This is a genomic window from Thioclava sp. 'Guangxiensis' (assembly GCF_045348365.1).
GTDB lineage: Bacteria > Pseudomonadota > Alphaproteobacteria > Rhodobacterales > Rhodobacteraceae > Thioclava > Thioclava kandeliae.
The window spans coordinates 275,520-298,738 of record NZ_CP155822.1 but is presented as its reverse complement, the minus strand read 5'-3'; the positions used below and the strand labels follow the sequence as shown (position 1 = coordinate 298,738).

Genomic DNA, 23,219 nt, shown 5'->3' with positions numbered 1-23,219 from the left:
GGCTCAATTCACTCCGGGATATTTAGAGACGCTGGAAAGGGAACGGCTTTTCCAGCGTCCCTGAAATATCCCGGGGGAGGCGCTCGGAACGAGCGACGGGGGCAGAGCCCCCTTTTTGTTGACCGGCATCTTTGCTATGACAGGAACAATGGTAGAACGGTTGGGGCCGGAATATGGCGCGATTTGACGAAGATGACGCATTCGAAGGCGCGGTCAGCCTCTCGGCCCGTGCAATGGCACGGACGGGGGCGGGCATGCGCCCAGAGCCCTATCTTGACGGGTTGAACCCTGCACAGCGCGAAGCGGTTGAAACGATGGACGGGCCTGTCCTGATGCTGGCGGGCGCGGGCACGGGCAAGACCAAGGCGCTCACCTGCCGGATCGCGCATCTGATGACCACGGGACGCGCCCAGCCCAACGAAGTTCTGGCCGTGACCTTTACCAATAAGGCCGCACGCGAGATGAAGGACCGGATCGGCGCGCTCTTGGGTGGTTCGATCGAGGGGATGCCGTGGCTCGGCACGTTTCACTCGGTTTGTGTCAAGCTCTTGCGCCGTCATGCCGAACTGGTCGGGCTCAAGACCAGTTTCACGATTCTCGATACCGATGACCAGATCCGGCTTCTCAAGCAATTGATCCTGGCCGCCAATATGGACGAGAAGCGCTGGCCTGCGAGGATGCTTGCGGGGCTGATTGACGGCTGGAAGAATAAGGCCCTGACGCCTGATCGCGTAACGGGTGGCGAGACGGCGGCATTTGATCACCGTGGCTCCGAGCTTTATGCCCAGTATCAGGAGCGGCTGCGCACGCTCAATGCCGTGGATTTTGGCGACCTTCTTCTGCATATGGTCACAATCTTCCAGAAATATCCCGATGTGCTCGAGCGTTATCAACGCTGGTTCAAATATATCCTCGTCGACGAGTATCAGGATACCAACGTCGCGCAATATCTCTGGCTGCGGCTTCTGGCGCAGGGGCACAAGAATATCTGTTGTGTGGGCGATGACGACCAGTCGATCTATGGCTGGCGCGGGGCCGAAGTGGGCAATATCCTGCGGTTCGAGCGCGATTTCGCGGGGGCCAAGGTGATCCGGCTCGAACAGAATTACCGCTCGACCGAGCATATCCTTGCAGCGGCGTCGAAACTGATCTCGGGCAATGAGGGGCGACTGGGCAAGACGCTCTGGACCGAGGCACAGGGGGGCGAGAAGCTGCGCCTCATCGGCCATTGGGATGGTGAGGAAGAGGCGCGCTGGATTGGCGAGGAGGTCGAGGCTCTGTCGCGGGGCACGCGGGGAATGGCGCCCTACGGGCTGGAGAGCCAAGCGATTCTGGTGCGGGCCTCGCATCAGATGCGCGCCTTCGAGGACCGTTTCCTGACCATCGGCATGCCTTATCGCGTGATCGGCGGGCCGCGGTTTTACGAGCGCATGGAGATTCGCGATGCGATGGCCTATTTCCGCCTCGCGATCAGCCCCGAGGATGATCTCGCTTTCGAGCGGGTGATCAATACGCCCAAGCGCGGGCTGGGGGACAAGGCGCAGCAGAAGATCCAGATCGAGGCCCGCGAGAATGGCGTGAGCCTCGTGGAAGGGGCGCGATTGTTGCTGGCGCAGGGTGGGATCAGCGGCAAGGGGGCAGGGCAGCTGCGGGCCTTTGTGGCCAATGTCGACCGCTGGAACGCGGTCGTGCGGGCGGCCTCGCCTGCCACTGCGCGCAGCCCTGCGGAGGATGATGACGAGCTCTTCGAGGTGCTCGACGATGCGGTACCGCCCGCAAATGACCATTCGCATCTGCGTCTGGCCGAGGAGATCTTGGAGGAGTCGGGCTATGTCGCCATGTGGCAGAACGACAAGACGCCCGAGGCGCCGGGGCGGCTCGAGAACCTCAAGGAACTGATCAAGGCGCTGGAGCAGTTCGAGAACCTGCAGGGGTTCCTCGAACATGTCGCGCTGATCATGGATAACGAATCGAAGGACAGCGAGGCCAAGGTCACGCTGATGACGCTGCATGGGGCGAAGGGTCTGGAGTTTCCGGTGGTCTTCCTGCCGGGCTGGGAGGACGGGCTCTTCCCGAGCCAGCGCAGCATGGACGAATCGGGGATGAAGGGGCTCGAGGAAGAGCGCCGCCTTGGCTATGTGGGGATCACGCGGGCCGAGGAGGTCTGCTATGTTTCGTTTGCGGGGAACCGTCGCGTCTACGGCCAGTGGCAGTCACAGATGCCCTCGCGTTTCATCGACGAATTGCCCCCCGAACATGTGGATGTGATGACGCCGCCGGGCCTGAATGGGGGTGGCTACGGGAGCGGCTACGGGCAATCGACGCTGGGTAGCCAGATCGATGCCCGCGCCGCAAGCGCCGATGTCTATAATTCGCCGGGCTGGAAGCGGTTGCAGACCCGCGGCGTGCAGAGCCAGACGCCCTCGCGCCCGCGCGCCGTAACGGTGGAGAACGAGTTCGATGTGGGCGACCGTGTCTTCCACAAGAAATTCGGCTATGGCGAGGTCATGGGCACCGAGGCCGACAAGCTGGTTGTCGAATTCGACAAGGCCGGCACCAAGAAGCTGATCGCCTCTTTCGTTGTGCCGGCCGATACTGCGGATGATGTGCCGTTCTAGAGCGATTTGAACAGGGTGGTGAGGCGTTTGGCCTCGCCATCCAGCCCGAAGGGCGGGTTGAGGATGAACATCCCCGACCCGATCATGCCATGCCCCTCACGGGCGGGCGGAAACCGGACCTCGTGCGAAAGCGCCTCCGGATATTGTCCCACAAGGCGTGCCACCATTCCGGCCTGCGCGCGGTTTTCCAGCACCGGATACCACAGCGCGATAATGCCGACATTCCAGCGCGTTACCAGCTTGTCGATCAGCTTGGGGATCGCGGTATAGTCGGTCTTCACCTCCCATGACGGGTCGATCATGATCATCCCGCGGCGCGGGGTGGGCGGGGTCATGGCCACGGCCATCTCCAGCCCGTCCTTGTTGTGCAGCCGTGCATGGCGCTTCATCACCGGAAACAGCGCCTGATATTCCTGCGGATGCAGCTCGCAGACCTGCAGGCTGTCGATCTCGCGCAGGAGGGTCGCGGCGATCATCGGCGATCCGGGATAGGCGTCGGGCCCGTGCAGTTCGCGGGTTTTGGCAATCGCGCGGGCATAAGGATGGTCGGGTTTGAACCAGCCTGCCACTTCGGGGCGCTGGATGCCCTGCGCGGCCTCGCCCGTCTTCAGGGCCTGCGCATCCGACAGGTCATAGAGCCCGCGCCCGCCATGGGTTTCCAGATAGCTCAGCGGTTTGTCCTTGCGGGTCAGATAATCCAGCATCACCGAAAGCAGCGCATGTTTGTGCAGATCGGCCAGATTTCCGGCATGGAAGGCGTGTTGATAGGACAGCATGGCTGGCTCCCTGAGAGCTTCGGGTTGGAGTCGGTGATGCCGCGATCGGGCGATACGCGCAAGGGGAGGGGTGAAAAAACAAAAACGGCGATGCCCGGGAGGAGATGGGCATCGCCGTTCATGTTGACCAGGGCACCCGGGAGGAGGAGTGGGCACCCTTGGAAACGGATCGGCCCTCAGGGAGGAGGAGGAGAGCCAATCCTAACACGCGCCTCGGGAGGAGGAGTGAGACGCGGTATGGGATGCGGTGCCCTCAGGGAGGAGGAGAGAGGTCACCGCTAACGATCAGCCCTAGGGAGGAGGAGTGGGCTGTCCGTGTCTAGTTGGGAAGAGGCTTCCCGTGTTTCAAGTGCCCCGTCCGCTTTGGATGTTCCGTATCCCTCGGGAGGAGGAAAGGGATACGGCAACCGGCAGACAGGGCCTTTAGTGGTGGCGGCTCTCAGGGAGGAGGAGAGAGAGCCGCCCATTCCTAAGGCTCAAGGGAGGAGGAGTGAGCCTATGGACGTTCGAATGTCTTAGCGACCGTAAGCAGCTTCGGCTGCGACGCGGGTCAGGGTGGCGCGGCTCATGCCCAGATCGTCGAGCTCGCGGACCGAGAGCGAGCGCAGTTCTGCGAGCGTCTCGTTATAGACTTTGCGGCGGGCGAGAGCGTCTTTGAGTGCTTCGATCAGACCTAGGCCGCGGCGGGTTTGGATGTCATGTGCGATTGCCATGTGCGTCTTCCTTTATGAGTTCGTGCTTTGTGGCGATTACGCCTCTTGTTGTCGCTAACATGGAGAAAATGCTGCTCATGCACAATGGCAGGGTTCACAAGCCCGTCATGCGAAAAGTGCATAACACATTCTGACCTTTTTCGGCCCTCTTGCGGATATTTCATTGCGCATGGGCGGGATGGGGGGCGAAAATCTGTCATCATGACGGGTGTAGGGCTTGAACCACGCGGCCAAATGGCCACAGTCGCCCAAATTCGAGTTCGGGAGCTCCCTATGTCACTTACCAAAGAAACGGTCCTTGCTGCGCTGGAGGAGGTGAAACTGCCTCAGGGTGACAGTGTTATCGACCGTAAACTGATTCACGCGCTGGCGGTCGAGGGCGGTGTGGTCCGCTTCGTGCTGGAAGGCGCGCCCGAGCCCGCGCTCGAACAGATCCGCGGCGTGCTCGAGGCGCGGTTGAAGGCGCTCGAGGGGGTCGAAAGTCTGTCGATCGTGATTCCGTCTGGCGGGAAGGGACCGCAGATCGGCGGTCATCCCAAAAAGCAATCCGGCCCGCTTCCCGTCGAGGGGGTGCGCCATGTGATTGCGGTGGGCTCGGGCAAGGGCGGCGTGGGCAAGTCGACTGTTTCCGCCAATCTGGCCGTGGCGCTGGCCAAACAGGGGGTAAAGGTCGGTCTGCTGGATGCCGATATCTATGGCCCCTCGCAGCCCCGCATGATGGGCGTCAACAAACGCCCCGCCTCGCCTGACGGCCAGACCATCCTGCCGCTCGAGGCGCATGGGGTTACGCTGATGTCGATCGGATTCATGCTGAAGGAGGATGAGGCGGTGATCTGGCGCGGACCGATGCTGATGGGCGCGCTGCAACAGATGCTGGGTCAGGTGAAATGGGACCATTACGGCCCGCTCGATGTGCTGATCATCGATCTGCCGCCGGGCACGGGCGATATTCAGTTGTCGCTATGCCAGAAGACGAAGCTCGACGGGGCGGTGATTGTGTCCACACCGCAGGACATCGCGCTTATCGATGCGCGCAAGGCGCTCGATATGTTCAAACGTCTGGAGACGCCGGTTCTCGGGATGGTCGAGAACATGTCCACCTATATCTGCCCCCAATGTGGCCATGAGGAGCATCTCTTCGGTCACGGTGGCGTCAAGGACGAGGCCACGCGGATGGGGGTGCCGCTTCTGGGTAGCCTGCCCCTGAATCTGGAGGTGCGTCTGGCCGCAGATGGCGGCATTCCGGTCGCCGTGGGCGAGAGCGCGGTGGCGGCGCCTTATGCGGAGCTTGCGGCGCAGCTTGTGGAGGTGGCGCGACTGAAAGGCTGAGCGCACCGGATCCCGTCGCAAATGGCCGGTTCCGGCGGACTACGGGAAATCACGGGATCGTCCTATGGGAATTCACGGGACGGGAAAAGACGGGAGAGGCCGGGCAGGTAACTGCTCGGCCGATTCTGATTCTAGGCAGGGTCATAAGAGGCCTGTTTTTGATTCGAGTATTGGGTGGTCTTTAAGCTTTGGAATGGATCGGGTAAGAACCGCCTCAATCTTTAAGGAATCGGCATAGCATCGTAAAAATTGACGTATTTTGCCTATGCTTTGCTGATTTTTCGCGTCTTGAAAGCTGCCGAAAAGAAGCAGGTTCACGGCGACTCGCGTTCCTGTGAGCTTGGTTAATTAATGGTTAATTTGCGCTAGACTCGTGGCTTTCCGGTGACATCCGTAAGGTCATCCTGGGAGAGCATGGGATTCCGTCGAATTTTTTTACCTACTACATTTAGTGGGTGATTTTATAGAAACCGCGATTTCTTACTATAGCGTTCTCTCAATGTTCCTAGAGTGTTAACTTATCCACAGAGTTACCCATGCTCGTTAACCAACTGTTAGCTAAAAACCGGTTGCCTCCCGTGAATTCCCATGGCATCCCTAACTCATCGCAAAGGCGGGAACATAGAGGCAAAAAGACCTCACGGCGAAAAGAGCAGTTTCATACAGGCACCCCCTGACGCGAAAGCAAGAGATCCGGCGCGCGAGCGAGCAGACATCCCCCAGGTGGCGCGTGCAGTCGGACAGCCCAGTCAAATGGGAACGAGGGCGGCGGATTGGGCAGTGGCAGCAGCTCAATCCGCCGTTTTCATTCAAAGGTCCTGAGGCAGGGACCGCAGGCAAGAAACCGGTCGGCTCGATGTGAACAGGGCGGACCAGCGTGGCAGGAGAGGGTTCGCAATTGGCGGGCATGTTCATCGGCGAATACACCTTCAAGGTGGACAGCAAGGGTCGCATGTCGATCCCGGCTGCATATCGCCAAGAGCTGGCCGATGGCGACCCTAACCGACCCAATCAGGATCGCCCCCGGATGGTCATCGTCTATGGGGCCGACAATCAGAAAATGCTTCAGGTCTACACGCAAAGCGCCTTCGAGGCGCTTGCTGCCGATATCGCGGCGCTCCCGCGTGGCTCCAAGCAGCGCACCATCCTGCAGCGCATGGTGCTTTCCAAATCGCAACCGCTGGAAATCGATCCGGATGGCCGCATGGTCCTTCCGGCTTTTCTGCGCGAGAAGATCGACCTCGGCACCGAGGCCTATTTCGCCGGTGTGGGCGAGACCTTCGAGATCTGGAAACCCGAAACCTTCGAGGCTGCCGATCAGGCGAATGTGGATCAATGGATCGACGAGATGGGCGATGATTTCGACCCGCTCTCGCTTCTGGGAGGCTAAGCCATGAGCGCGCCGGGCCGTCCGCATATTCCGGTTCTCCTGCGTCCTTTGCTGAAGGTCGTGGCCCCTGTCGAGGGCATCTGGATTGACGGCACCTTTGGCGCGGGTGGCTATTCGCGCGGGCTTCTGGCGGAAGGTGCGGCGCAGGTGATCGGCGTGGACCGTGACCCGCTGGTGTTCGAGATGGCCGAAAGCTGGCGCGGCGAGTATGGCGAGCGTCTCTCGCTCGTGCATGGCACTTTCTCTGAGATGGATGACTATGCCGCCGAGATCGCCCCCGAGGGGAAGGTCGATGGCGTGGTGCTCGATCTCGGGATCAGCTCAATGCAGATCGATCAGGCCGAGCGGGGCTTTTCCTTCATGCAGGACGGCCCTCTCGATATGCGCATGTCGCAGGACGGCCCGTCGGCGGCCGATCTGGTGAATACGCTGGGTGAGGAAGAGCTGGCCGATATCCTCTATCATTATGGCGAGGAGCGCGCCTCGCGCCGGATCGCCCGCAATATCCTCAAGGCCCGCGAGATCGAGCCGTTCACGACGACCAAGCAGCTGGTCGCGGTGATCGAGCGCTCCCTGCCGCGCCCCAAGCCCAACCAGTCCCATCCCGCGACCCGCAGCTTCCAAGCGCTGCGCATCGCGGTGAATGACGAATTCGGCCAGCTGATCGAAGGGCTGGAGGCGGCCGAGCGCGCGCTGAAACCCGGCGGGCTACTGGCAGTGGTCAGTTTCCACTCGCTCGAGGACCGCGTGATCAAGCGCTTCCTGCAGGCGCGTTCGGGCGGCGGCGGGCAGGGCTCGCGCCATGCACCGGTGGTCAAATCCGCGACACCGGGCTTCGACAAACCCTCGAAAGCTATTCCCCCCGATGACGAAGAGCTGGTAGAGAACCCGCGGGCACGGTCTGCCAAACTGCGCGTCGCGCGCCGTCTTGACACGCCCGCAACCCCGGCTGACCGCACCATATTGGGCCTTCCGGCCCCCGTTCTGGACCCCGCGGCCAAGCCCGCCTCGCATAAACGGAGAGCCCGATGAGATCGCTGATCTATCTCGTAACCGCGCTTTGTGTCATGGGGCTGGCTTTCTGGGCGTATCGGGTGAATTACGACACGCAGGACAAGCGCGACGAGTTGCGTGCGCTCGACCGCGAGATCGCCTCGCTCAACGAGGGTCTGGGCGTGCTGAAGGCCGAATGGGCCTATCTCAACCGTCCTGACCGCCTACGCGAGCTGGTGAACCTGAACTTCACCGATCTCCAGCTGCTGCCGCTACAGGCCGACCAGTTTGCGAGCGTGTCGGAAATTCCCTATCCCAATCCGGTCGAGATGGCCGATCCGGACGCACAGAAACAGCCGGATATCTTTGCTTTGAACGGGCAGGCACAAAAAGAAGGGCTCTAAGATGATCCGTATTCCGCTTCGTCCTCTGGCAAAGATCCTTCCGGCCCGTACCCGTGGCGAGAACCCCGACGCGATCGAACGCGAGAATACCCGCATCCGCTCCGAGGCCACCCGTGACCGCGCGCGCAAACGGGCCGAGGGCCGCCTTCTGGTCATGGGGCTGGCCTTTGTGGCCGTATTTACCGTTGTAGGCGTTCGGATGGGCACGCTGGCTGCCTCCGAGCCCAAGGAGCCGCGCGCCGCGATCAATAACGGTATCCACGCACAGCGCGCCGATATCGTGGACCGCGAGGGCCGTGTCTTGGCCACCAATCTTGTGACCCATGCACTTTACGCCCAGCCGCCGATGATGGTGGATCCGGTGGGCACGGTCGACAAGCTGGTGAAGATCTTCCCCGATCTCGACCATGACCGGTTGATGAAGGATTTCACCGGCAGCCGTAAATTCGTCTGGATCAAAAAGAAGATCTCGCCCGAGCAGATGCAGGCCGTGCATGATATCGGCGAGCCGGGTCTGCTGTTCGGTCCGCGCGAGATGCGTCTTTATCCCAACGGGGCTGTGGCAGCCCATATCCTTGGCGGCTCGCGCTTTGGCGCCGAGGGCGTGAATTCGGCCGAGATCGTGGGCACCGCCGGCGTCGAGAAGGAATTCGACGGCTGGCTGCGTGATCCGGCCAATAATGGCGCGCCGCTGAAACTGTCGATCGATCTCACGATCCAGTCGGCGCTCGAGGAGATCCTCGATGGCGGCATGAAGCTGATGAATGCCAAGGGTGCGACCGCGATCCTGATGCAGGCCCATACCGGCCAGATCGTCGCCATGGCGAGCCTGCCCGATTTCGACCCGAACAAACGCCCGCGTCCGCTGACCACGGGCGATGCTTCCGACAGCCCGCTCTTCAACCGCGCGGTGCAGGGGCTTTACGAGCTTGGCTCGACCTTCAAGATCTTTGCCGTGGCGCAGGCGCTGCAGATGGGGCTGGTCACGCCCAACACCATCGTCGACAGCCAGTCGCCCATGCGCATCGGCCGCTTCAAGATCCGTGATTTCCACAATTACGGCGCGCATCTGTCGGTGATCGACGTCATCAAGCACAGCTCGAACGTGGGCACCGCCCATATCGTCGAGATGTTCGGCCCCGAAAAGCAGAAAGAGTTCCTTGGCAAGCTGGGCTTCCTCAAGCCCACCTCGGTCGAGCTGATCGAGGCCGAGACCGGCCAGCCGCAGCTGCCGCCGAAATGGACCGATGTCTCGGCCATGACCATCGGCTATGGCCACGGTCTGGCGGCAAGCCCGCTGCATCTGGCGGCGGCCTATGCCACCATCGCCAATCACGGTATCCGCGTCGAGCCCACGCTTCTGGCAGGGGTGAACAAGGGCCATGGCGAGCGCGTGATGAGCGATCAGGTCGCCAAGGAAGCGCTTGCCTTGATGCGCATCGTGGTGACGCGCGGCACGGCCTCTTACGGCAATGTCAAAGGCTATGAGGTGGGCGGCAAGACCGGCACCGCCGATAAGGTGAAACCCACGGGCGGCTATTATGATGACAAGGTCATCGCGACCTTCGCCGGTGTCTTCCCGATTTCCGATCCGCAATATGTGCTGGTGCTGACGCTGGACGAACCTTCGGACAATTCCGGCTCGATCCCGCGCCGCACCGCCGGTTGGACCGCCGTGCCTGTCGCTGCCGAAGTGATCCGCCGTGTGGCGCCGCTTCTGGGCCTGCGCCCGCATGCCGCAGCCGACGAGATTGCGGGCATCAATGTCGCGAAAGATCCCAATAACAAGACGGTCGCGGACGAATAATCCCGCAATCGCTCTGCTGTGAGACAAGTGGTCGGATTTTGCCGATCTGGCCCTTTGCGGCGGGGTTGATGCGTTGACCTTTTCGGCCTGCCCGCGATAAATGGGGGGGAGGTTCGGGGCTGCGTCTCTGATGCTGTATCATGGCCGTTTTGCAGACGGCCGGATTTAAAAAAGAAAGCCATAATCATGCCGACAGATCTGCCGCAATCGAGCCTGAATGCATTGGGTCTGACCCCCAGTTCCGGTGCGGACCGCCAGATCACGGGGCTTTCGGTGGATAGCCGTCAGGTGAAGGCGGGCCATCTTTTTGCAGCGCTTCCGGGCACCAAGGTGCATGGGGCCGAATTTGTGCCCACGGCGCTTGCCAAGGGCGCTGTGGCCATCCTGACCGACCGTGCAGGCGCCACGCAGATCCACGATGCCGTGGCACAGGCCGGGGCCGCGCTGGTTGTGGCCGAAGACCCCCGACAGGCGCTGGCCTATGCGGCGGCGCTGTTCTTCGGGGCACAGCCCGCAACGATGATCGCGGTCACCGGCACCAATGGCAAAACGAGTGTGGCCACCTTCACCCGCCAGATTTGGCAGGTTCTGGGCTATGAGGCGGCCAATATCGGCACAACCGGCGTCGAGGGGGCCTATAGCGCGCCCTCCAACCACACCACGCCCGAACCCATCACCCTGCATCGGCTTCTGGGCGATATGGCGCACGCGGGGATCACCCATGCCGCGATGGAGGCCTCCTCGCACGGGCTGGCGCAGAAACGGCTCGACGGGGTGGTGCTGAAAGCTGCGGCCTTCACCAATTTCACGCAGGACCATCTCGATTACCACGCGACATTCGAGGAATATTTCGCGGCCAAGGCGGGGCTCTTTGCGCGTGTGCTGCCCGATGACGGCGTGGCGGTGATCAATATGGATGACCCGCGCGGGGCCGATATGGCCGCGATCGCCAACGGTCGTGGCCAGCGGGTGATCCGTCTGGGCCATGGCGAGGACTGCGAGATGCGGCTTCTGGGCAAGCGCCCTGATGCGTCGGGTCAGGACATCCGCTTCTCGTGGGAGGGCAAGCCGCAGATGGCGCGCCTGCCGCTGATCGGGGAGTTCCAGGCGATGAATGTGCTGACGGCGGCGGCGATGGTCATCGGCTGCGGGGCTGATCCCCTGTCGGTGGTGCAGGCGTTGCCGCATCTGAGCACGGTGCGGGGCCGGATGCAGCAGGTGGCGGTGCGCGATAATGGCGCGACCGTGTTTGTGGATTACGCCCATACTCCCGATGCGGTGGCCACGGCGCTCAAGGCGCTGCGCCCGCATGTGCTGGGCAAGATCGTGGTCATCGTGGGCGCAGGCGGCGACCGCGACCGCACCAAGCGCCCGCTGATGGGCAAGGCCGCGACCGAGCATGCCGATCTGGTCTTTGTCACCGATGACAACCCGCGCACCGAGGACCCTGCCGAAATCCGCGCCGCCGTGATGGAGGGCGCAGGCCCCACCGCCATCGAGGTGGGCGACCGCGCCGAGGCGATCCTTTTGGCGGTGAACAGGCTCGAGCCGGGCGATGCGCTGCTGATCGCGGGCAAGGGCCACGAGACGGGGCAGGTGATCGGCACCGATATCTACCCCTTTGACGATGCCGAACAGGCCTCTGTGGCCGTTGCCGCACTGGATGGGAAAATCTGATGACACTCTGGACCGCTTCCGAGATTGCCCGCGCGACGGGTGGCCGTGCCACATGCGAGGCCCAAGTTGACGGCATCTCCATCGACACCCGCTCGATCGCCAAGGGCGATCTGTTTGTGGCGTTGACGGCCGCGCGTGACGGGCATGATTTCGTGCGTCAGGCCCTCGATCAAGGCGCAGGTGCGGCTCTTGTCTCGCGCATTCCCGACGGGTGTAGCGAAGCCGATCCGCTGGTGATCGTGGACGATGTGCTGGAAGGCCTGCAGAATCTGGGTCGTGCGGGGCGGGCGCGTGCCAAGGCCAAGGTCATCGCCGTCACCGGATCGGTGGGCAAGACCTCCACCAAGGAGATGTTGCGCGAGGTGCTCAAGGGGCAGGGCAAGACCCATGCCGCCGAGGCATCCTTCAACAACCATTGGGGGGTGCCGATCACGCTGGCCCGCTTGCCGGCCGATGCCGATTTCGCGGTGATCGAGATCGGGATGAACCATCCCGGCGAGATCGCGCCGCTTGCAAAGATGGCGCGCCCGCATGTGGCGATGATCACCACGGTGGCCGCGGCGCATCTGGAGGCCTTTGACGATATCTCCGGCATCGCCCGCGAGAAAGCAACGATCTTCGAGGGGCTGGAGACAGGGGGGGCGTGTATCGTGCCGCTCGGGCTCGAGGTCTCGGATATCCTGCTGGAGGCGGCCAGGGTGGCCGGTGAGGTGATTACTTTCGGCGCGGATGCGCAGGCCGATTATCATCTGGACAAAGTGTCCATCCTTGGGGACACCACCGTGGTCGAGGCGCGGGCGCGGGGCGAGAGCCTTCTGTTCAAGGTCCAGAGCCCGGGACGGCATTTTGCGTCCAACGCGCTTGGAGTGATCGCGGCCTGTGGCGCGCTTGGTTGCGAGCAGGCGCTGATCGCGATGGATCTGGGCCGCTGGTTGCCGCCTGCGGGGCGCGGTGCGCGTGAACGGGTGCTGTTTGATGCCTTCAACCCCGAGATGGGGATCGATCTGTTCGATGACGCGTTCAACGCCAATCCAACCTCGATGGGCGTGGCCCTCGAGATGCTGGCCGCCCAAGAGCCGCAGGACGGTGTGGGCCGTGTGAAACATGGCCGTCGCGTGGCGATTCTGGGCGAGATGCTGGAGCTGGGCGCGGACGAGCTGTCGATGCATGCGGGGCTTGCGCGCCTGCCCGCGATGGCGGATGTGGATGTCGTACATATGGTGGGCAACCGTATGGCGGCGCTGCGCGATGCGCTGCCGCGCGCCAAGCGTGGCGAATGGTATGAAAGCGCGGATGAAATGGTGGCGCGGGCGCGCCATCTGGTCGATGCGGGCGATGTCGTGCTTGTGAAAGGCTCCAAGGGCTCGAAAGTCAGTCGTGTCGTCGAGGCGCTGCGCAAACTTGGTCAGCCGGTTTCGACCGAGGTATAAAGGAAAAGACGGAATGCTCTATTGGTTGACACATCTTTCGGACGGGGGCGACTTCTTCAACCTCTTCCGCTACCTGACGTTCCGCGCGGGGGCTGCGTTCTTTACGGCGCTGGTGTTCGGCTTCCTCTTCGGGCCGACGCTGATCGATTTCCTGCGCCGCACGCAGGGCAAGGGCCAGCCGATCCGCTCCGACGGCCCCGAAGGCCATCTGGCCAAGGCGGGCACGCCCACGATGGGCGGTCTCTTGATCCTTGCCTCGATCCTGTTTTCCACGCTTCTCTGGGCGCGGCTGGATAACGGTTATGTCTGGCTCGTGCTGATGGTGACTTTCGGCTATGCGCTGATCGGCTTTGCCGATGACTATGCCAAGGTCTCCAAACAGACCACCGCGGGTGTCAGCGGGCGGGTGCGCATGGGGTTGGGCCTGTTGCTGGCGGCGATTGCCGGTATCTGGGCGGCCTGGTTGCATCCGGCGGATCTGTCGGGGCAGCTGGCCGTGCCGGTCTTCAAGAATGTGCTGATCAATCTGGGCGTGCTATTCGTGCCTTTCGCGATGCTGGTGATCGTGGGGGCAGCCAATGCGGTGAACCTGACCGACGGTCTGGACGGGCTGGCGATCATGCCTGCGATGATTGCGGCGGGCACGCTCGGTGTCATTGCCTATATCGTCGGGCGCGCGGATTTCACCTCCTATCTGGATGTGCATTATGTGCCGGGCACGGGCGAGATCCTTGTGTTCACCGCGGCACTGATCGGGGCGGGGCTCGGGTTCCTGTGGTATAACGCCCCGCCTGCGGCGGTGTTTATGGGCGATACCGGTTCGCTGGCGCTTGGCGGCGCGATCGGGGCGATCGCGGTCTGCACCAAGCACGAGATCGTTCTGGCGATCGTGGGCGGGCTCTTCGTGGTGGAAGCCATGTCGGTGATCATTCAGGTGCTCTATTTCAAGCGCACCGGCAAGCGGGTGTTCCTGATGGCGCCGATTCACCACCATTTCGAGAAGAAGGGCTGGGCCGAGAGCCAGATCGTGATCCGGTTCTGGATCATCTCGCTGATCCTCGCGCTGATCGGTCTGGCGACGCTCAAGCTGCGCTGAGGGGAAGGGGGCTGTCTGCCCCCTCTTGGGCCTGGCGGCCCAATTCACCCCCGAGGATATTTGACGACAATGGAAAAGGGCGTTGTCGCCCTTTTTTGCATTCGCTAGACCTGAGCCGGGGATCGGCTTTTCGGAAGGGGCTTTGTCATGATTGCAGTGCGTGGTGTCGAAGGGCAGAAAATCGCGGTTCTGGGGCTCGGGCGGTCGGGGCTGGCCACAGCCGTGGCGCTGAAGGCGGGCGGTGCGGAGGTGCTGGCATGGGATGACAGCCCCGAGGGACGTGCGCGGGCCGAGGAGGCGGGATATGCCTGCCGTGACCTGACAAAGGCGGGCGCGTTCGAGGATGTGGCGCTTCTGGTCGTCTCACCGGGCATTCCGCATCTTTATCCGCATCCCAATCCGGTGATTGCCGCGGCGATGGAAGCGGGTGTGCCGGTGGATAACGATATCGGTCTGTTCTACCGCTCCTGGGCGAGCGAGGAGTGGGACAGTTTCGATACCATGCCGAAAACGATCTGCGTTACTGGCTCGAACGGGAAGTCCACCACCACCGCGCTGATCCATCATGTGCTGACCCATTGCGGGCGGCGGGCGCAGATGGGCGGCAATATCGGACGTGGCGTACTGGATCTGGAGCCTGCCGAGGATGGCGATGTGGTGGTGCTGGAGTTGTCAAGCTACCAGACCGATCTGGCGCGTGCGCTGACCCCCGATGTGGCGGTGTTCACCAATCTCTCGCCCGACCACCTCGACCGCCATGCGGGGATGGGGGGGTATTTTGCCGCCAAGCGCCGCCTCTTCGCCGAGGGCGGGCCGGATCGTGCGGTGATTGGCGTCGATGAGCCGGAAGGGGTCTATCTGGCCAACCAGATCGCTACCAATCGCGAGGATGACCGGCTGATCCGCATTGCCGTCTCGCGCAAGCTGGGCGATTGGGGCTGGTCGGTCTTTGCGCGTAAGGGCTTTCTGAGCGAATGGCGCAAGGGGCGGCAGGTGGCGTCCATCGATCTGCGCGAGATCAAGGGGTTGCCGGGGGCGCATAACCACCAGAATGCCTGTGCAGCCTTTGCGGCGCTGCGCGCCATCGGACTGGCGCCGCGCGAGATCGAGGCGGCCTTCCATACATTTGCGGGGCTGCCCCATCGCAGCCAGCGCGTGGCCGAGAAGAAGGGCGTGGCATGGGTCAATGATTCCAAGGCGACCAATGTCGATAGTGCCTCGAAGGCCCTGCAGGCGTTCAAGAATATCCGCTGGATTGCGGGCGGGCTTGGCAAGGAGGGCGGCGTGTCCTCGCTAGCCGGTGATCTGGACCATGTAAGGAAAGCCTATTTCATCGGCCATTCGGCGCGGGACTTCGCACTGCAACTGACCGGTCTCGAGCACGAGATCTGCGAGACGATGGAGGCGGCCGTGGCGGCTTGTGCCCGCGATGCCGAGGCTGGAGATACAGTGCTTCTGGCGCCGGCGGCGGCGAGCTTCGACCAGTATGGCAGCTTCGAGAAACGTGGCGAGCATTTCGTCGCGCTGGTGGGGCAGTTGCCCGAATAGGATTCGCCTTCACCTATCGCGAAAGGTGAAGGTTTTGCGATAGGTGCAGAATTGTCCCTTCACCTGCGGGTTGTGGCGTATGCGCGCCACACCAGAGCACAGAACCGCCTGGCGACGCCGCGAAATCCCGCGAAATGCGCCGTAAATCGGCCATAGTTTAACTAGCCATACAGTATGAATTGCGTTAGCATCGGAGACAGACCCGGAAAACGGGCATTTTTTCGAGGCAGTACGGCAGTAACAGCCCATGACAGATATGGTTTTCGGCACCGCGCCTTCGCGCGTCGGTGAACCTGTACTTCCACGCTGGTGGCGCACCATTGACAAATGGGCGTTGTCCTGCGTGCTGATCCTGTTCGGGATCGGAATGCTTTTGGGGCTCGCGGCATCCGTGCCGCTGGCTGAAAAGAACGGGCTCGAGCCGTTTTACTATGTGAAACGGCAGGCGTTCTTCGGCGGGTCGGGCATCATCACGATGCTGCTCTGCTCGATGATGAGCCCGCGTCAGGTGCGCCGTATGGGCGTTCTGGCGTTCTTTGTCTGTTTTGCGGCCATTCTGGCGCTTCCGTTTGTCGGCACCGATTTCGGCAAAGGCGCGATCCGCTGGTTTTCTTTCGGCTTTGCCTCGGTCCAGCCCTCGGAATTCCTCAAACCCGCTTTCATCATCATTGCCGGCTGGTTCATGGCGGCGGCCCATGAGGTCGCAGGCCCTCCGGGACGGCTCTATTCCTTCATCCTGATGGCGATCATTGTTGTGCTTCTGGCACTGCAGCCCGATTTCGGTCAGGCCTCGCTCGTGCTCTTCTCGTGGATGGTGATGTATTTCGTGGCTGGTGCGCCGATCACGCTTCTGGCTGTGGTGGGCGGTCTGACGGCTGTCGGCGGTGTCACGGCCTATAACTTCTCGGATCACTTCGCCCGCCGGATCAACGGCTTCCTGTCGCCCGAGATCGATCCGCGCACGCAGATCGGCTATGCCACCAACGCCATCCAGGAGGGCGGCTTCTTCGGTGTGGGCGTGGGCGAGGGCACGGTGAAATGGTCGCTCCCCGATGCGCATACCGATTTCATCATCGCGGTCGCGGCAGAGGAATACGGGCTGATCCTCGTGCTGATCATCATCGCGCTCTATGCGACCGTGGTCATGCGCTCGATGCTGCGCCTGATGCGCGAGCGTGATCCTTTCACGCGGCTTGCCGGCTGCGGTTTGGCGGCTGCCTTCGGCGTGCAGGCCTTCATCAACATGGCGGTGGCCGTGCGGCTTCTGCCCTCCAAGGGGATGACGCTGCCTTTCGTGAGCTATGGTGGTTCGTCGATGATCGCCTCGGGGATTGCGGTGGGCATGTTGCTCGCGCTGACCCGTTCGCGCCCGCAGGGGCAGATTTCGGATATTCTGGCGCGCCATAATCGCGGCTGAGAGGGGATGGCATGACACAAGAGGCAGCCCCTCTTCTTCTGATCGCGGCAGGCGGGACGGGCGGGCATATGTTTCCCGCCCAAGCGCTTGCCGAGGAAATGGTGCGCAAAGGCTGGCGGGTGAAACTGTCCACCGATGCGCGGGGTGCGCGCTATGCGGGGGGCTTTCCGCATGTGGTGCAGATCGAACAGGTGAATTCGGCGACCTTCGCCCGCGGCGGCCTGCTTGCGCGGCTGATGGTGCCGTTGCGTATCCTGAGCGGCATTGCCTCCGCTGTCGGGCGGAACATGCGTGACAAGCCCGCAGCCGTTGTGGGCTTTGGCGGCTATCCGACGGTGCCCGCGCTGGCCTCGGCCTATCTTCTGGGCCTGCCGCGCGCGATCCACGAGCAGAATGGCGTCATGGGCAAGGTGAACCGCAAATTCGCGCCCAAGGTCGGGGCGGTGGCCTGTGGCACATGGCCAACCGACCTGCCCGCAGGGGTGCGCGGCGTCCATACCGGCAATCCGGTGCGCGGGGCCGTTCTGGAACGTGCGGGGGCACCCTATATCGTGCCGGGCGATTACCCGATGTCGCTCCTGGTGATGGGCGGCAGCCAAGGCGCGCGCATCCTGTCGGATGTGGTGCCTGCGGCGCTGGCGCTTCTGTCGCCCGAGATGCGGCGCAATCTGCGTGTGGCCCATCAGGCCCGTCCCGAGGATCTCGACCGTGTGGTTGCGGCCTATAGCGAGGCGGGGATCGTGGCCGAGGTGCAATCCTTCTTCAACGATGTGCCGCGCCGCTTGACCGAGGCGCAGCTGGTGATCTCGCGCTCGGGGGCCTCCTCGGTCGCCGATATCGCGGTGGTCGGGCGTCCGGCGATTCTGGTGCCCTTTGCGGCCGCAGCCGGGGACCACCAGAGCGCCAATGCCAAGGGCCTCGCCGCGACCGGTGGCGCGATCGTGATCCCCGAGAGCCGCCTGACCCCCGAGGCGCTGGCCGAGCAGGTGGGTCTGGTGCTTGCAAATCCCGACGGTGCCCTGCAGATGGCGCGCGCAAGCCAGAGCTACGGCATTACCGATGCCACCGACCGGCTTGTGGAGATGGTCGAACAACTAACAGGAGGCGCGCGATGAACGCGACGAAGCTGCCCGGCGAACTCGGGCCGATCCATTTTATCGGCATGGGCGGGATCGGGATGTCCGGCATTGCCGAGGTGCTCTTGACCCAAGGGTTCACGGTGCAGGGCTCGGATGCGAAAGCCTCCAAGATCACCGACCGTCTGGAAGAGCTGGGGGCGACCTTCTTCGAGGGCCAGCGCGCCGAGAATATCGGGAATGCGGGTGTTGTGGTGATGTCCTCGGCCATCAAGCCGGGCAATCCCGAGCTGGAAGAGGCGCGCAAGCGCGGCCTACCGGTGGTGCGCCGCGCCGAGATGCTGGCCGAACTGATGCGCCTGCGTTCCAATATCGCCATCGGGGGCACACATGGGAAGACGACCACCACGACCATGGTGGCGACCCTGCTGGATCGGGGGAATTTCGACCCGACCGTTATCAATGGCGGCGTGATCCATGCCTATGGCTCCAATGCGCGGGCGGGCGAGGGCGAGTGGATGGTGGTCGAGGCCGACGAATCCGACGGCTCGTTCAACCGCCTGCCGGCAACGATTGCCATCGTCACCAATATCGATCCCGAGCATATGGAGCATTGGGGCAGCTTTGATGCGCTGCGCAAGGGCTTCTATGATTTCGTGTCGAACATCCCCTTCTACGGTCTGGCCGTGTGCTGCACCGACCATCCCGAGGTGCAGACGCTGGTCGGCAAGCTGACCGACCGTCGCGTGACGACCTTCGGCTTCAACGCGCAGGCCGATGTTCGCGCGCTGAACCTGCGCTACGAGCGGGGGATCGCGCAGTTCGACATCGCCCTTCAGGGTGAAGAGCATGACGAGGATGGCCGCCCGAAGCTGATCGAGGGCTGCACCCTCCCGATGCCCGGTGACCATAACGTCTCGAACGCGCTGGCCGCTGTGGCAGTCGCCCGCCATCTGGGGATGAAGCGTGACGAGATCCGTGACGCATTGGCGAATTTCAAGGGTGTGAACCGCCGCTTCACCAAAGTGGGCGAGGTCCTTGGCGGGGTCGCGATCATCGACGATTACGGTCACCATCCTGTTGAAATCGCAGCCGTTCTGAAGGCCGCGCGTCAGGCGGTCTCGGGTTCGCCCGGGGCGCGGGTGATCGCCGTGCACCAGCCGCACCGCTATTCGCGCCTGCATTCGCTCTTCGATGATTTCTGCACCTGTTTCAACGAGGCCGACGTGGTCGCCATCGCCGAGGTCTATTCGGCAGGTGAGGACCCGATCGAGGGCGCGACCCGCGAGGATCTGGTGGCCGGTCTGATCCAGCACGGCCACCGCCATGCCCGCGCCATCCTGTCGGAGGACGATCTGGCGCGGCTCGTGCGTGAACAGGCCCGTCCGGGCGATATCGTGGTCTGTCTGGGCGCGGGCACGATCTCGACATGGGCCAACGGGCTCCCCGCCAAGCTGGGCGCCTGAGAAGATCGGGGCGCTCGTTCAGACGGTGCGCCCGCATGTCATGCCAACCTCGTGAAGGGGGTGGGCTGGTAACGAGTAGAGGGCAAGCCGCCGGATTTGTGTGGCTTGTCCGTTGGATGGCAGAGACGTTCTCTGTCTCCGGACGATGCCGGTCTGTCCGCCGGAGCGGCATCGGACTGGGCCGGTCCCCTCGCGGGCCGGCCATTTCTTTCGAACCGCCCGTGTGATGGGCAGAGGAGCCATGCGCATGTCGCTTTCCCTTAGTCTTGCCTGCCTTTGGGTGGTCCTGGCCTCTGTCGCGGCGATGGGGCCGCAGCGCTGGCACTGGATGGCGGCATGGGCGCTGATTGCGACCGGCGTTCCCATTCTGGGCGGGGTTACCTATCAGCAGGGGCCGATCTGGGGGCTGGTTGTGCTGGCGGCGGGGATGTCGGTGCTGCGCTGGCCGTTGCGGCGGCTGATCCAGCGTCTTCATGCCGATGGACGCCTGCGCGACGAGCGTCAGGACGCCTGATCGCCCTTGTGCGCCTGCTGCAACCTGTCTTGGCCCTTGCTGTGCTCGGGTGGCTTCGCTAGGAAGCCTCTATGACCGATATGCTTTCTCCTTCCACCTATCAGCCGCGCGGCGCACTTGGCGCAGGGCGTGCTTTGTCCGATCTGACATGGCTGCGTGTGGGCGGCCCCGCGGACTGGTTCTTCCAGCCCGCCGATGCACAGGATCTGGCGGCGTTTCTCGCGGGGCTTCCCGAGAATATCGCCGTTTTCCCGATGGGGGTGGGCTCCAACCTCATCGTGCGTGATGGCGGCTTGCGCGCGGTGGTCATCCGGCTGGGGCGGGGTTTCAACGCCATTACATTCGAGGGCAACAGGGTGACGGCAGGGGCTGCGGCGCTCGATGCGCATGTGGCGCGCAAGGCGGCAGCCGAGGGGCTGGATCTGACCTTCCTGCGCACGATCCCGGGTTCGGTTGGTGGTGCCGTGCGGATGAATGCGGGCTGCTATGGCACCTATGTGGCCGATCACCTCGTGGAAATCGGCGTGGTGACGCGGACGGGCGCGGTCCGCACGATCAAGGCGACAGATCTCGGTCTGGCATATCGCCAGAGCGATCTGCCCGAAGGCTGGGTCATCACCCATGCCGTGTTCGAGGCCGCGTCGGGCGATCCGGTGGAACTGGAGGCGCGGATGGCGGACCAGCTGGCCAAACGCGATGCCTCCCAGCCAACAAAAGAGCGTAGCGCGGGCTCGACCTTCCGCAATCCGGCCGGTTTCAGCTCGACCGGGCGCGCCGATGACGTGCATGACCTTAAGGCATGGAAGGTGATCGACGATGCCGGAATGCGCGGCGCGCGTCTGGGCGGGGCGCAGATGTCGGAGATGCATTCCAACTTCCTGATCAATGCGGGAGGGGCAACGGCCTCCGATCTGGAGGGGCTGGGAGAGGAAGTCCGCAAAAAAGTTTTGCTCAATAGCGGAATTGAGCTACAATGGGAAATCATGCGCGTCGGAGAGAGATAAGGTCCGCCAAAGGACCGTCTTCTGGCAGTGACCGGCGGGCTTAACCAAAATACATAAACGGGGAAAACCCCGACGAGGCAAATGATGGCGGGTAAGTCGAGCAGGACGACCCAGCTTGTGGCGGTATTGATGGGAGGGGCATCGGCGGAACGCGATGTGTCGCTTTCGTCCGGGCGTGAATGCGCTATCGCCTTGCGGGCTGCGGGATATGAGGTGATCGAGGTCGATGCGGGCCCCGATCTGGCGCAGCGTCTCACCGAAATCAAGCCGGATGTCGTCTTCAACGCGCTGCATGGCCGTTGGGGCGAGGATGGCTGTGTGCAGGGCATGCTGGAATGGCTGCGTATCCCCTATACCCATTCGGGCGTGCTGGCTTCGGCCATGTCGATGGACAAGGACCGGTCCAAGACTGCCTACCGTCAGGCAGGTCTGCCGGTAGTCGAGAGCGTGATCGCGCCGCGCGACGAGGTGCGCAGCCGCCATTTCCTGCCGCCCCCCTATGTGGTCAAACCCAATAACGAGGGCTCCTCGGTCGGCGTCTATATCGTCAACGAGGCGGCCAACAGCCCGCCGCAGCTGTCGGATGATATGCCCGAGAGCGTGATGGTCGAGACCTATGTGCCCGGGCGCGAGCTGACCTGTGCCGTGATGGAGGATCGCGCCTTCTGCGTGACCGAGATCGTCACCACCGGCTGGTATGACTATCACGCGAAATATTCGACCGGCGGATCGCGCCATATCTGCCCCGCCGAGATCCCCGAGGAGATCGCGAGAGCCTGTCAAGACTATGCGCTGCGTGCGCATGTGGCGCTTGGCTGCCGGGGCATCTCGCGCACCGATTTCCGCTGGGATGACAGCCGTGGGCTTGCGGGACTGTTCCTGCTGGAGACCAATAACCAGCCCGGTATGACGCCGACCTCGCTCGTGCCCGAGCAGGCGCTGGAGGCGGGGATCGATTTCCCTGCGCTCTGCCGCTGGATCGTGGAGGATGCCTCATGCGGAAGATGAAGGCATCGCGCCTTCCCGAGGAGGGGAAATGGGCTGGCACCCATGCTGTTGGAGGTGTGGCGCGCGCCCAGCAGGGCCAGCTCTATGTCCGCCGGTCCTCGCGCCGCAAGGACCCCGCGCCCTCGCGGCTCGCTTTCCGGCTGCACCGGCTGTGGCTGACGCCCATCGTGCGGTCGCTGACGCGGATCGGGGTGCCCACCTTTATCGTGGTGCTGGGGCTCGGGATCTATTTCGGCGATGCGGGGCGGCGGGCGGATATGCTGCAGGCCTTCGATGACATCAAGACCTCGATCCAGAACCGTCCGCAATTCATGGTCAATTCGCTGAAGGTCGAGGGCGCGAGCCCCGAGGTCGAGCAAGCGGTTTATACGATGCTGCCCACGGGGCTTCCGGTCTCGTCCTTCAAGATCGATCTGGGCCAGTATCGCGACACGATCATGCGGCTCGACGCGGTGGCTGATGCCTCGATCAGCATCAAATCCGGCGGTGTGCTGGATGTGGTCGTGACCGAGCGCAATCCGGTCATGCTGTGGCGGACGGCGAGCGGGCTGGAGATGCTCGATGCGACCGGCCATCGGGTGGCGACGCTTCTGGACCGTTCCGCGCGCTCCGATCTGCCGCTGATCGCCGGCCGCGGGGCCAACAAGGCGGTCCCCGAGGCGCTTTCAATCCTGAAGGCGATGGGCCCGCTGTTGCCCAAGGCGCGCGGGCTGATCCGTGTGGGGCAGCGTCGCTGGGACATCGCGCTCGAGAATGACCGGCGCGTGATGCTGCCGCAGGAGCAGCCCGTGGCCGCCGTCGAGCGCCTTCTGGCGATGAATACCGCCGAAGATGTGCTTGCGCGTGACTTTACGGTGATCGACCTCCGTGACAAGGGTCGTCCGACGATCCGACTGACGCCCCATGCGATGGAAAGCTATCGCGCTATCGCTCATAACTACTGAGCCCCTAAG

19 protein-coding genes are annotated in these 23,219 nt (G+C 63.1%); 17 read left to right on the top strand and 2 right to left on the bottom strand.

All coding sequences use genetic code 11. The features are described 5' to 3' along the window. Positions 1-173 precede the first annotated feature (173 nt). Positions 174-2,618, top strand: coding sequence for an ATP-dependent helicase (locus ABEB22_RS01390; RefSeq protein WP_406870671.1), 2,445 nt, complete (start codon positions 174-176; stop codon positions 2,616-2,618). Here the strand turns inward: ABEB22_RS01390 and rlmJ are convergent. Together rlmJ and ABEB22_RS01380 are read right to left on the bottom strand one after the other, a co-directional pair. After that, positions 2,615-3,394: a 23S rRNA (adenine(2030)-N(6))-methyltransferase RlmJ gene (rlmJ, locus tag ABEB22_RS01385; protein WP_339112100.1), complete on the bottom strand. Its 780-nt coding sequence runs from the start codon at positions 3,392-3,394 to the stop codon at positions 2,615-2,617. The genes ABEB22_RS01390 and rlmJ overlap by 4 nt on opposite strands. 515 nt (positions 3,395-3,909) lie before the next feature. Beyond that, a complete protein-coding gene (locus ABEB22_RS01380; protein ID WP_339112101.1) occupies positions 3,910-4,107 on the bottom strand; it encodes a DUF1127 domain-containing protein in 198 nt (65 codons plus the stop codon). A 273-nt stretch (positions 4,108-4,380) separates the two neighbouring features. Between ABEB22_RS01380 and ABEB22_RS01375 the strand changes: the two genes are divergently transcribed. The 16 genes from ABEB22_RS01375 to ABEB22_RS01300 all read left to right on the top strand — a co-directional run bounded on the left by ABEB22_RS01375 (position 4,381) and on the right by ABEB22_RS01300 (position 23,210). After that, the gene (locus ABEB22_RS01375; RefSeq protein WP_339112102.1) at positions 4,381-5,436 is read left to right on the top strand and encodes an Mrp/NBP35 family ATP-binding protein; all 1,056 of its coding nucleotides are present in this window, start codon (positions 4,381-4,383) and stop codon (positions 5,434-5,436) included. An 877-nt stretch (positions 5,437-6,313) separates the two neighbouring features. Next, positions 6,314-6,826 (top strand): division/cell wall cluster transcriptional repressor MraZ, encoded by a 513-nt coding sequence (mraZ, locus tag ABEB22_RS01370; RefSeq protein ID WP_339112103.1) that lies wholly within the window; start codon positions 6,314-6,316, stop codon positions 6,824-6,826. A gap of 3 nt (positions 6,827-6,829) precedes the next feature. Beyond that, complete coding sequence (gene rsmH, locus ABEB22_RS01365) at positions 6,830-7,858, top strand: 16S rRNA (cytosine(1402)-N(4))-methyltransferase RsmH (protein ID WP_406870670.1); 1,029 nt, start codon at positions 6,830-6,832, stop codon at positions 7,856-7,858. Beyond that, positions 7,855-8,223: a cell division protein FtsL gene (locus tag ABEB22_RS01360; protein WP_339112105.1), complete on the top strand. Its 369-nt coding sequence runs from the start codon at positions 7,855-7,857 to the stop codon at positions 8,221-8,223. Before rsmH ends, ABEB22_RS01360 begins: the two co-directional genes overlap by 4 nt. A 1-nt stretch (position 8,224) precedes the next feature. Beyond that, the gene (locus ABEB22_RS01355; RefSeq protein WP_406870669.1) at positions 8,225-10,030 is read left to right on the top strand and encodes a peptidoglycan D,D-transpeptidase FtsI family protein; all 1,806 of its coding nucleotides are present in this window, start codon (positions 8,225-8,227) and stop codon (positions 10,028-10,030) included. A 186-nt stretch (positions 10,031-10,216) separates the two neighbouring features. After that, on the top strand, positions 10,217-11,707 hold the full coding sequence (locus tag ABEB22_RS01350; protein ID WP_339112107.1) for a UDP-N-acetylmuramoyl-L-alanyl-D-glutamate--2,6-diaminopimelate ligase: 1,491 nt from the start codon (positions 10,217-10,219) through the stop codon (positions 11,705-11,707). Beyond that, positions 11,707-13,137 (top strand): UDP-N-acetylmuramoyl-tripeptide--D-alanyl-D-alanine ligase, encoded by a 1,431-nt coding sequence (gene murF / locus ABEB22_RS01345; RefSeq protein ID WP_406870668.1) that lies wholly within the window; start codon positions 11,707-11,709, stop codon positions 13,135-13,137. Before ABEB22_RS01350 ends, murF begins: the two co-directional genes overlap by 1 nt. A 13-nt stretch (positions 13,138-13,150) precedes the next feature. Next, positions 13,151-14,233 (top strand): phospho-N-acetylmuramoyl-pentapeptide-transferase, encoded by a 1,083-nt coding sequence (mraY, locus tag ABEB22_RS01340; protein WP_339112108.1) that lies wholly within the window; start codon positions 13,151-13,153, stop codon positions 14,231-14,233. A 147-nt stretch (positions 14,234-14,380) separates the two neighbouring features. Next, entirely contained in the window at positions 14,381-15,781 is a 1,401-nt protein-coding gene (gene murD / locus ABEB22_RS01335; protein ID WP_350934513.1) for a UDP-N-acetylmuramoyl-L-alanine--D-glutamate ligase, read from the top strand. 247 nt (positions 15,782-16,028) lie between these two features. Beyond that, positions 16,029-17,198, top strand: coding sequence for a putative lipid II flippase FtsW (gene ftsW / locus ABEB22_RS01330; protein ID WP_339112110.1), 1,170 nt, complete (start codon positions 16,029-16,031; stop codon positions 17,196-17,198). A gap of 11 nt (positions 17,199-17,209) precedes the next feature. Next, the gene (locus ABEB22_RS01325) at positions 17,210-18,313 is read left to right on the top strand and encodes a UDP-N-acetylglucosamine--N-acetylmuramyl-(pentapeptide) pyrophosphoryl-undecaprenol N-acetylglucosamine transferase (protein ID WP_339112111.1); all 1,104 of its coding nucleotides are present in this window, start codon (positions 17,210-17,212) and stop codon (positions 18,311-18,313) included. Beyond that, positions 18,310-19,740 carry a UDP-N-acetylmuramate--L-alanine ligase gene (murC, locus tag ABEB22_RS01320; RefSeq protein ID WP_350934507.1) on the top strand — a complete coding sequence of 477 codons (1,431 nt, stop codon included), beginning with the start codon at positions 18,310-18,312 and terminating at the stop codon, positions 19,738-19,740. The genes ABEB22_RS01325 and murC overlap by 4 nt, the downstream gene beginning before the upstream one ends. A 247-nt stretch (positions 19,741-19,987) precedes the next feature. Next, positions 19,988-20,254, top strand: coding sequence for a DUF2484 family protein (locus tag ABEB22_RS01315; protein ID WP_339112113.1), 267 nt, complete (start codon positions 19,988-19,990; stop codon positions 20,252-20,254). A gap of 80 nt (positions 20,255-20,334) precedes the next feature. Beyond that, positions 20,335-21,258 carry a UDP-N-acetylmuramate dehydrogenase gene (gene murB, locus ABEB22_RS01310; RefSeq protein ID WP_406871163.1) on the top strand — a complete coding sequence of 308 codons (924 nt, stop codon included), beginning with the start codon at positions 20,335-20,337 and terminating at the stop codon, positions 21,256-21,258. 84 nt (positions 21,259-21,342) lie between these two features. Next, positions 21,343-22,266 (top strand): D-alanine--D-alanine ligase, encoded by a 924-nt coding sequence (locus ABEB22_RS01305; RefSeq protein ID WP_339114482.1) that lies wholly within the window; start codon positions 21,343-21,345, stop codon positions 22,264-22,266. Next, on the top strand, positions 22,254-23,210 hold the full coding sequence (locus ABEB22_RS01300; protein WP_339112115.1) for a cell division protein FtsQ/DivIB: 957 nt from the start codon (positions 22,254-22,256) through the stop codon (positions 23,208-23,210). Before ABEB22_RS01305 ends, ABEB22_RS01300 begins: the two co-directional genes overlap by 13 nt. Positions 23,211-23,219 lie beyond the last annotated feature (9 nt).

Bases quoted from the DNA above. Each gene is read 5' to 3' on its own strand.
- ABEB22_RS01325 (WP_339112111.1), top strand. From the start codon at position 17,210: ATGACACAAGAGGCAGCCCCTCTTCTTCTGATCGCGGCAGGCGGGACG.
- ABEB22_RS01380 (WP_339112101.1), bottom strand. From the start codon at position 4,107: ATGGCAATCGCACATGACATCCAAACCCGCCGCGGCCTAGGTCTGATC.
- murC (WP_350934507.1), top strand. From the start codon at position 18,310: ATGAACGCGACGAAGCTGCCCGGCGAACTCGGGCCGATCCATTTTATC.
- mraY (WP_339112108.1), top strand. From the start codon at position 13,151: ATGCTCTATTGGTTGACACATCTTTCGGACGGGGGCGACTTCTTCAAC.
- ABEB22_RS01300 (WP_339112115.1), top strand. From the start codon at position 22,254: ATGCGGAAGATGAAGGCATCGCGCCTTCCCGAGGAGGGGAAATGGGCT.
- ABEB22_RS01350 (WP_339112107.1), top strand. From the start codon at position 10,217: ATGCCGACAGATCTGCCGCAATCGAGCCTGAATGCATTGGGTCTGACC.
- ABEB22_RS01355 (WP_406870669.1), top strand. From the start codon at position 8,225: ATGATCCGTATTCCGCTTCGTCCTCTGGCAAAGATCCTTCCGGCCCGT.
- ABEB22_RS01375 (WP_339112102.1), top strand. From the start codon at position 4,381: ATGTCACTTACCAAAGAAACGGTCCTTGCTGCGCTGGAGGAGGTGAAA.
- murB (WP_406871163.1), top strand. From the start codon at position 20,335: ATGCTTTCTCCTTCCACCTATCAGCCGCGCGGCGCACTTGGCGCAGGG.
- ABEB22_RS01390 (WP_406870671.1), top strand. From the start codon at position 174: ATGGCGCGATTTGACGAAGATGACGCATTCGAAGGCGCGGTCAGCCTC.
- rsmH (WP_406870670.1), top strand. From the start codon at position 6,830: ATGAGCGCGCCGGGCCGTCCGCATATTCCGGTTCTCCTGCGTCCTTTG.
- ABEB22_RS01315 (WP_339112113.1), top strand. From the start codon at position 19,988: ATGTCGCTTTCCCTTAGTCTTGCCTGCCTTTGGGTGGTCCTGGCCTCT.
- murD (WP_350934513.1), top strand. From the start codon at position 14,381: ATGATTGCAGTGCGTGGTGTCGAAGGGCAGAAAATCGCGGTTCTGGGG.
- ABEB22_RS01305 (WP_339114482.1), top strand. From the start codon at position 21,343: ATGGCGGGTAAGTCGAGCAGGACGACCCAGCTTGTGGCGGTATTGATG.
- rlmJ (WP_339112100.1), bottom strand. From the start codon at position 3,394: ATGCTGTCCTATCAACACGCCTTCCATGCCGGAAATCTGGCCGATCTG.
- ftsW (WP_339112110.1), top strand. From the start codon at position 16,029: ATGACAGATATGGTTTTCGGCACCGCGCCTTCGCGCGTCGGTGAACCT.
- murF (WP_406870668.1), top strand. From the start codon at position 11,707: ATGACACTCTGGACCGCTTCCGAGATTGCCCGCGCGACGGGTGGCCGT.
- ABEB22_RS01360 (WP_339112105.1), top strand. From the start codon at position 7,855: ATGAGATCGCTGATCTATCTCGTAACCGCGCTTTGTGTCATGGGGCTG.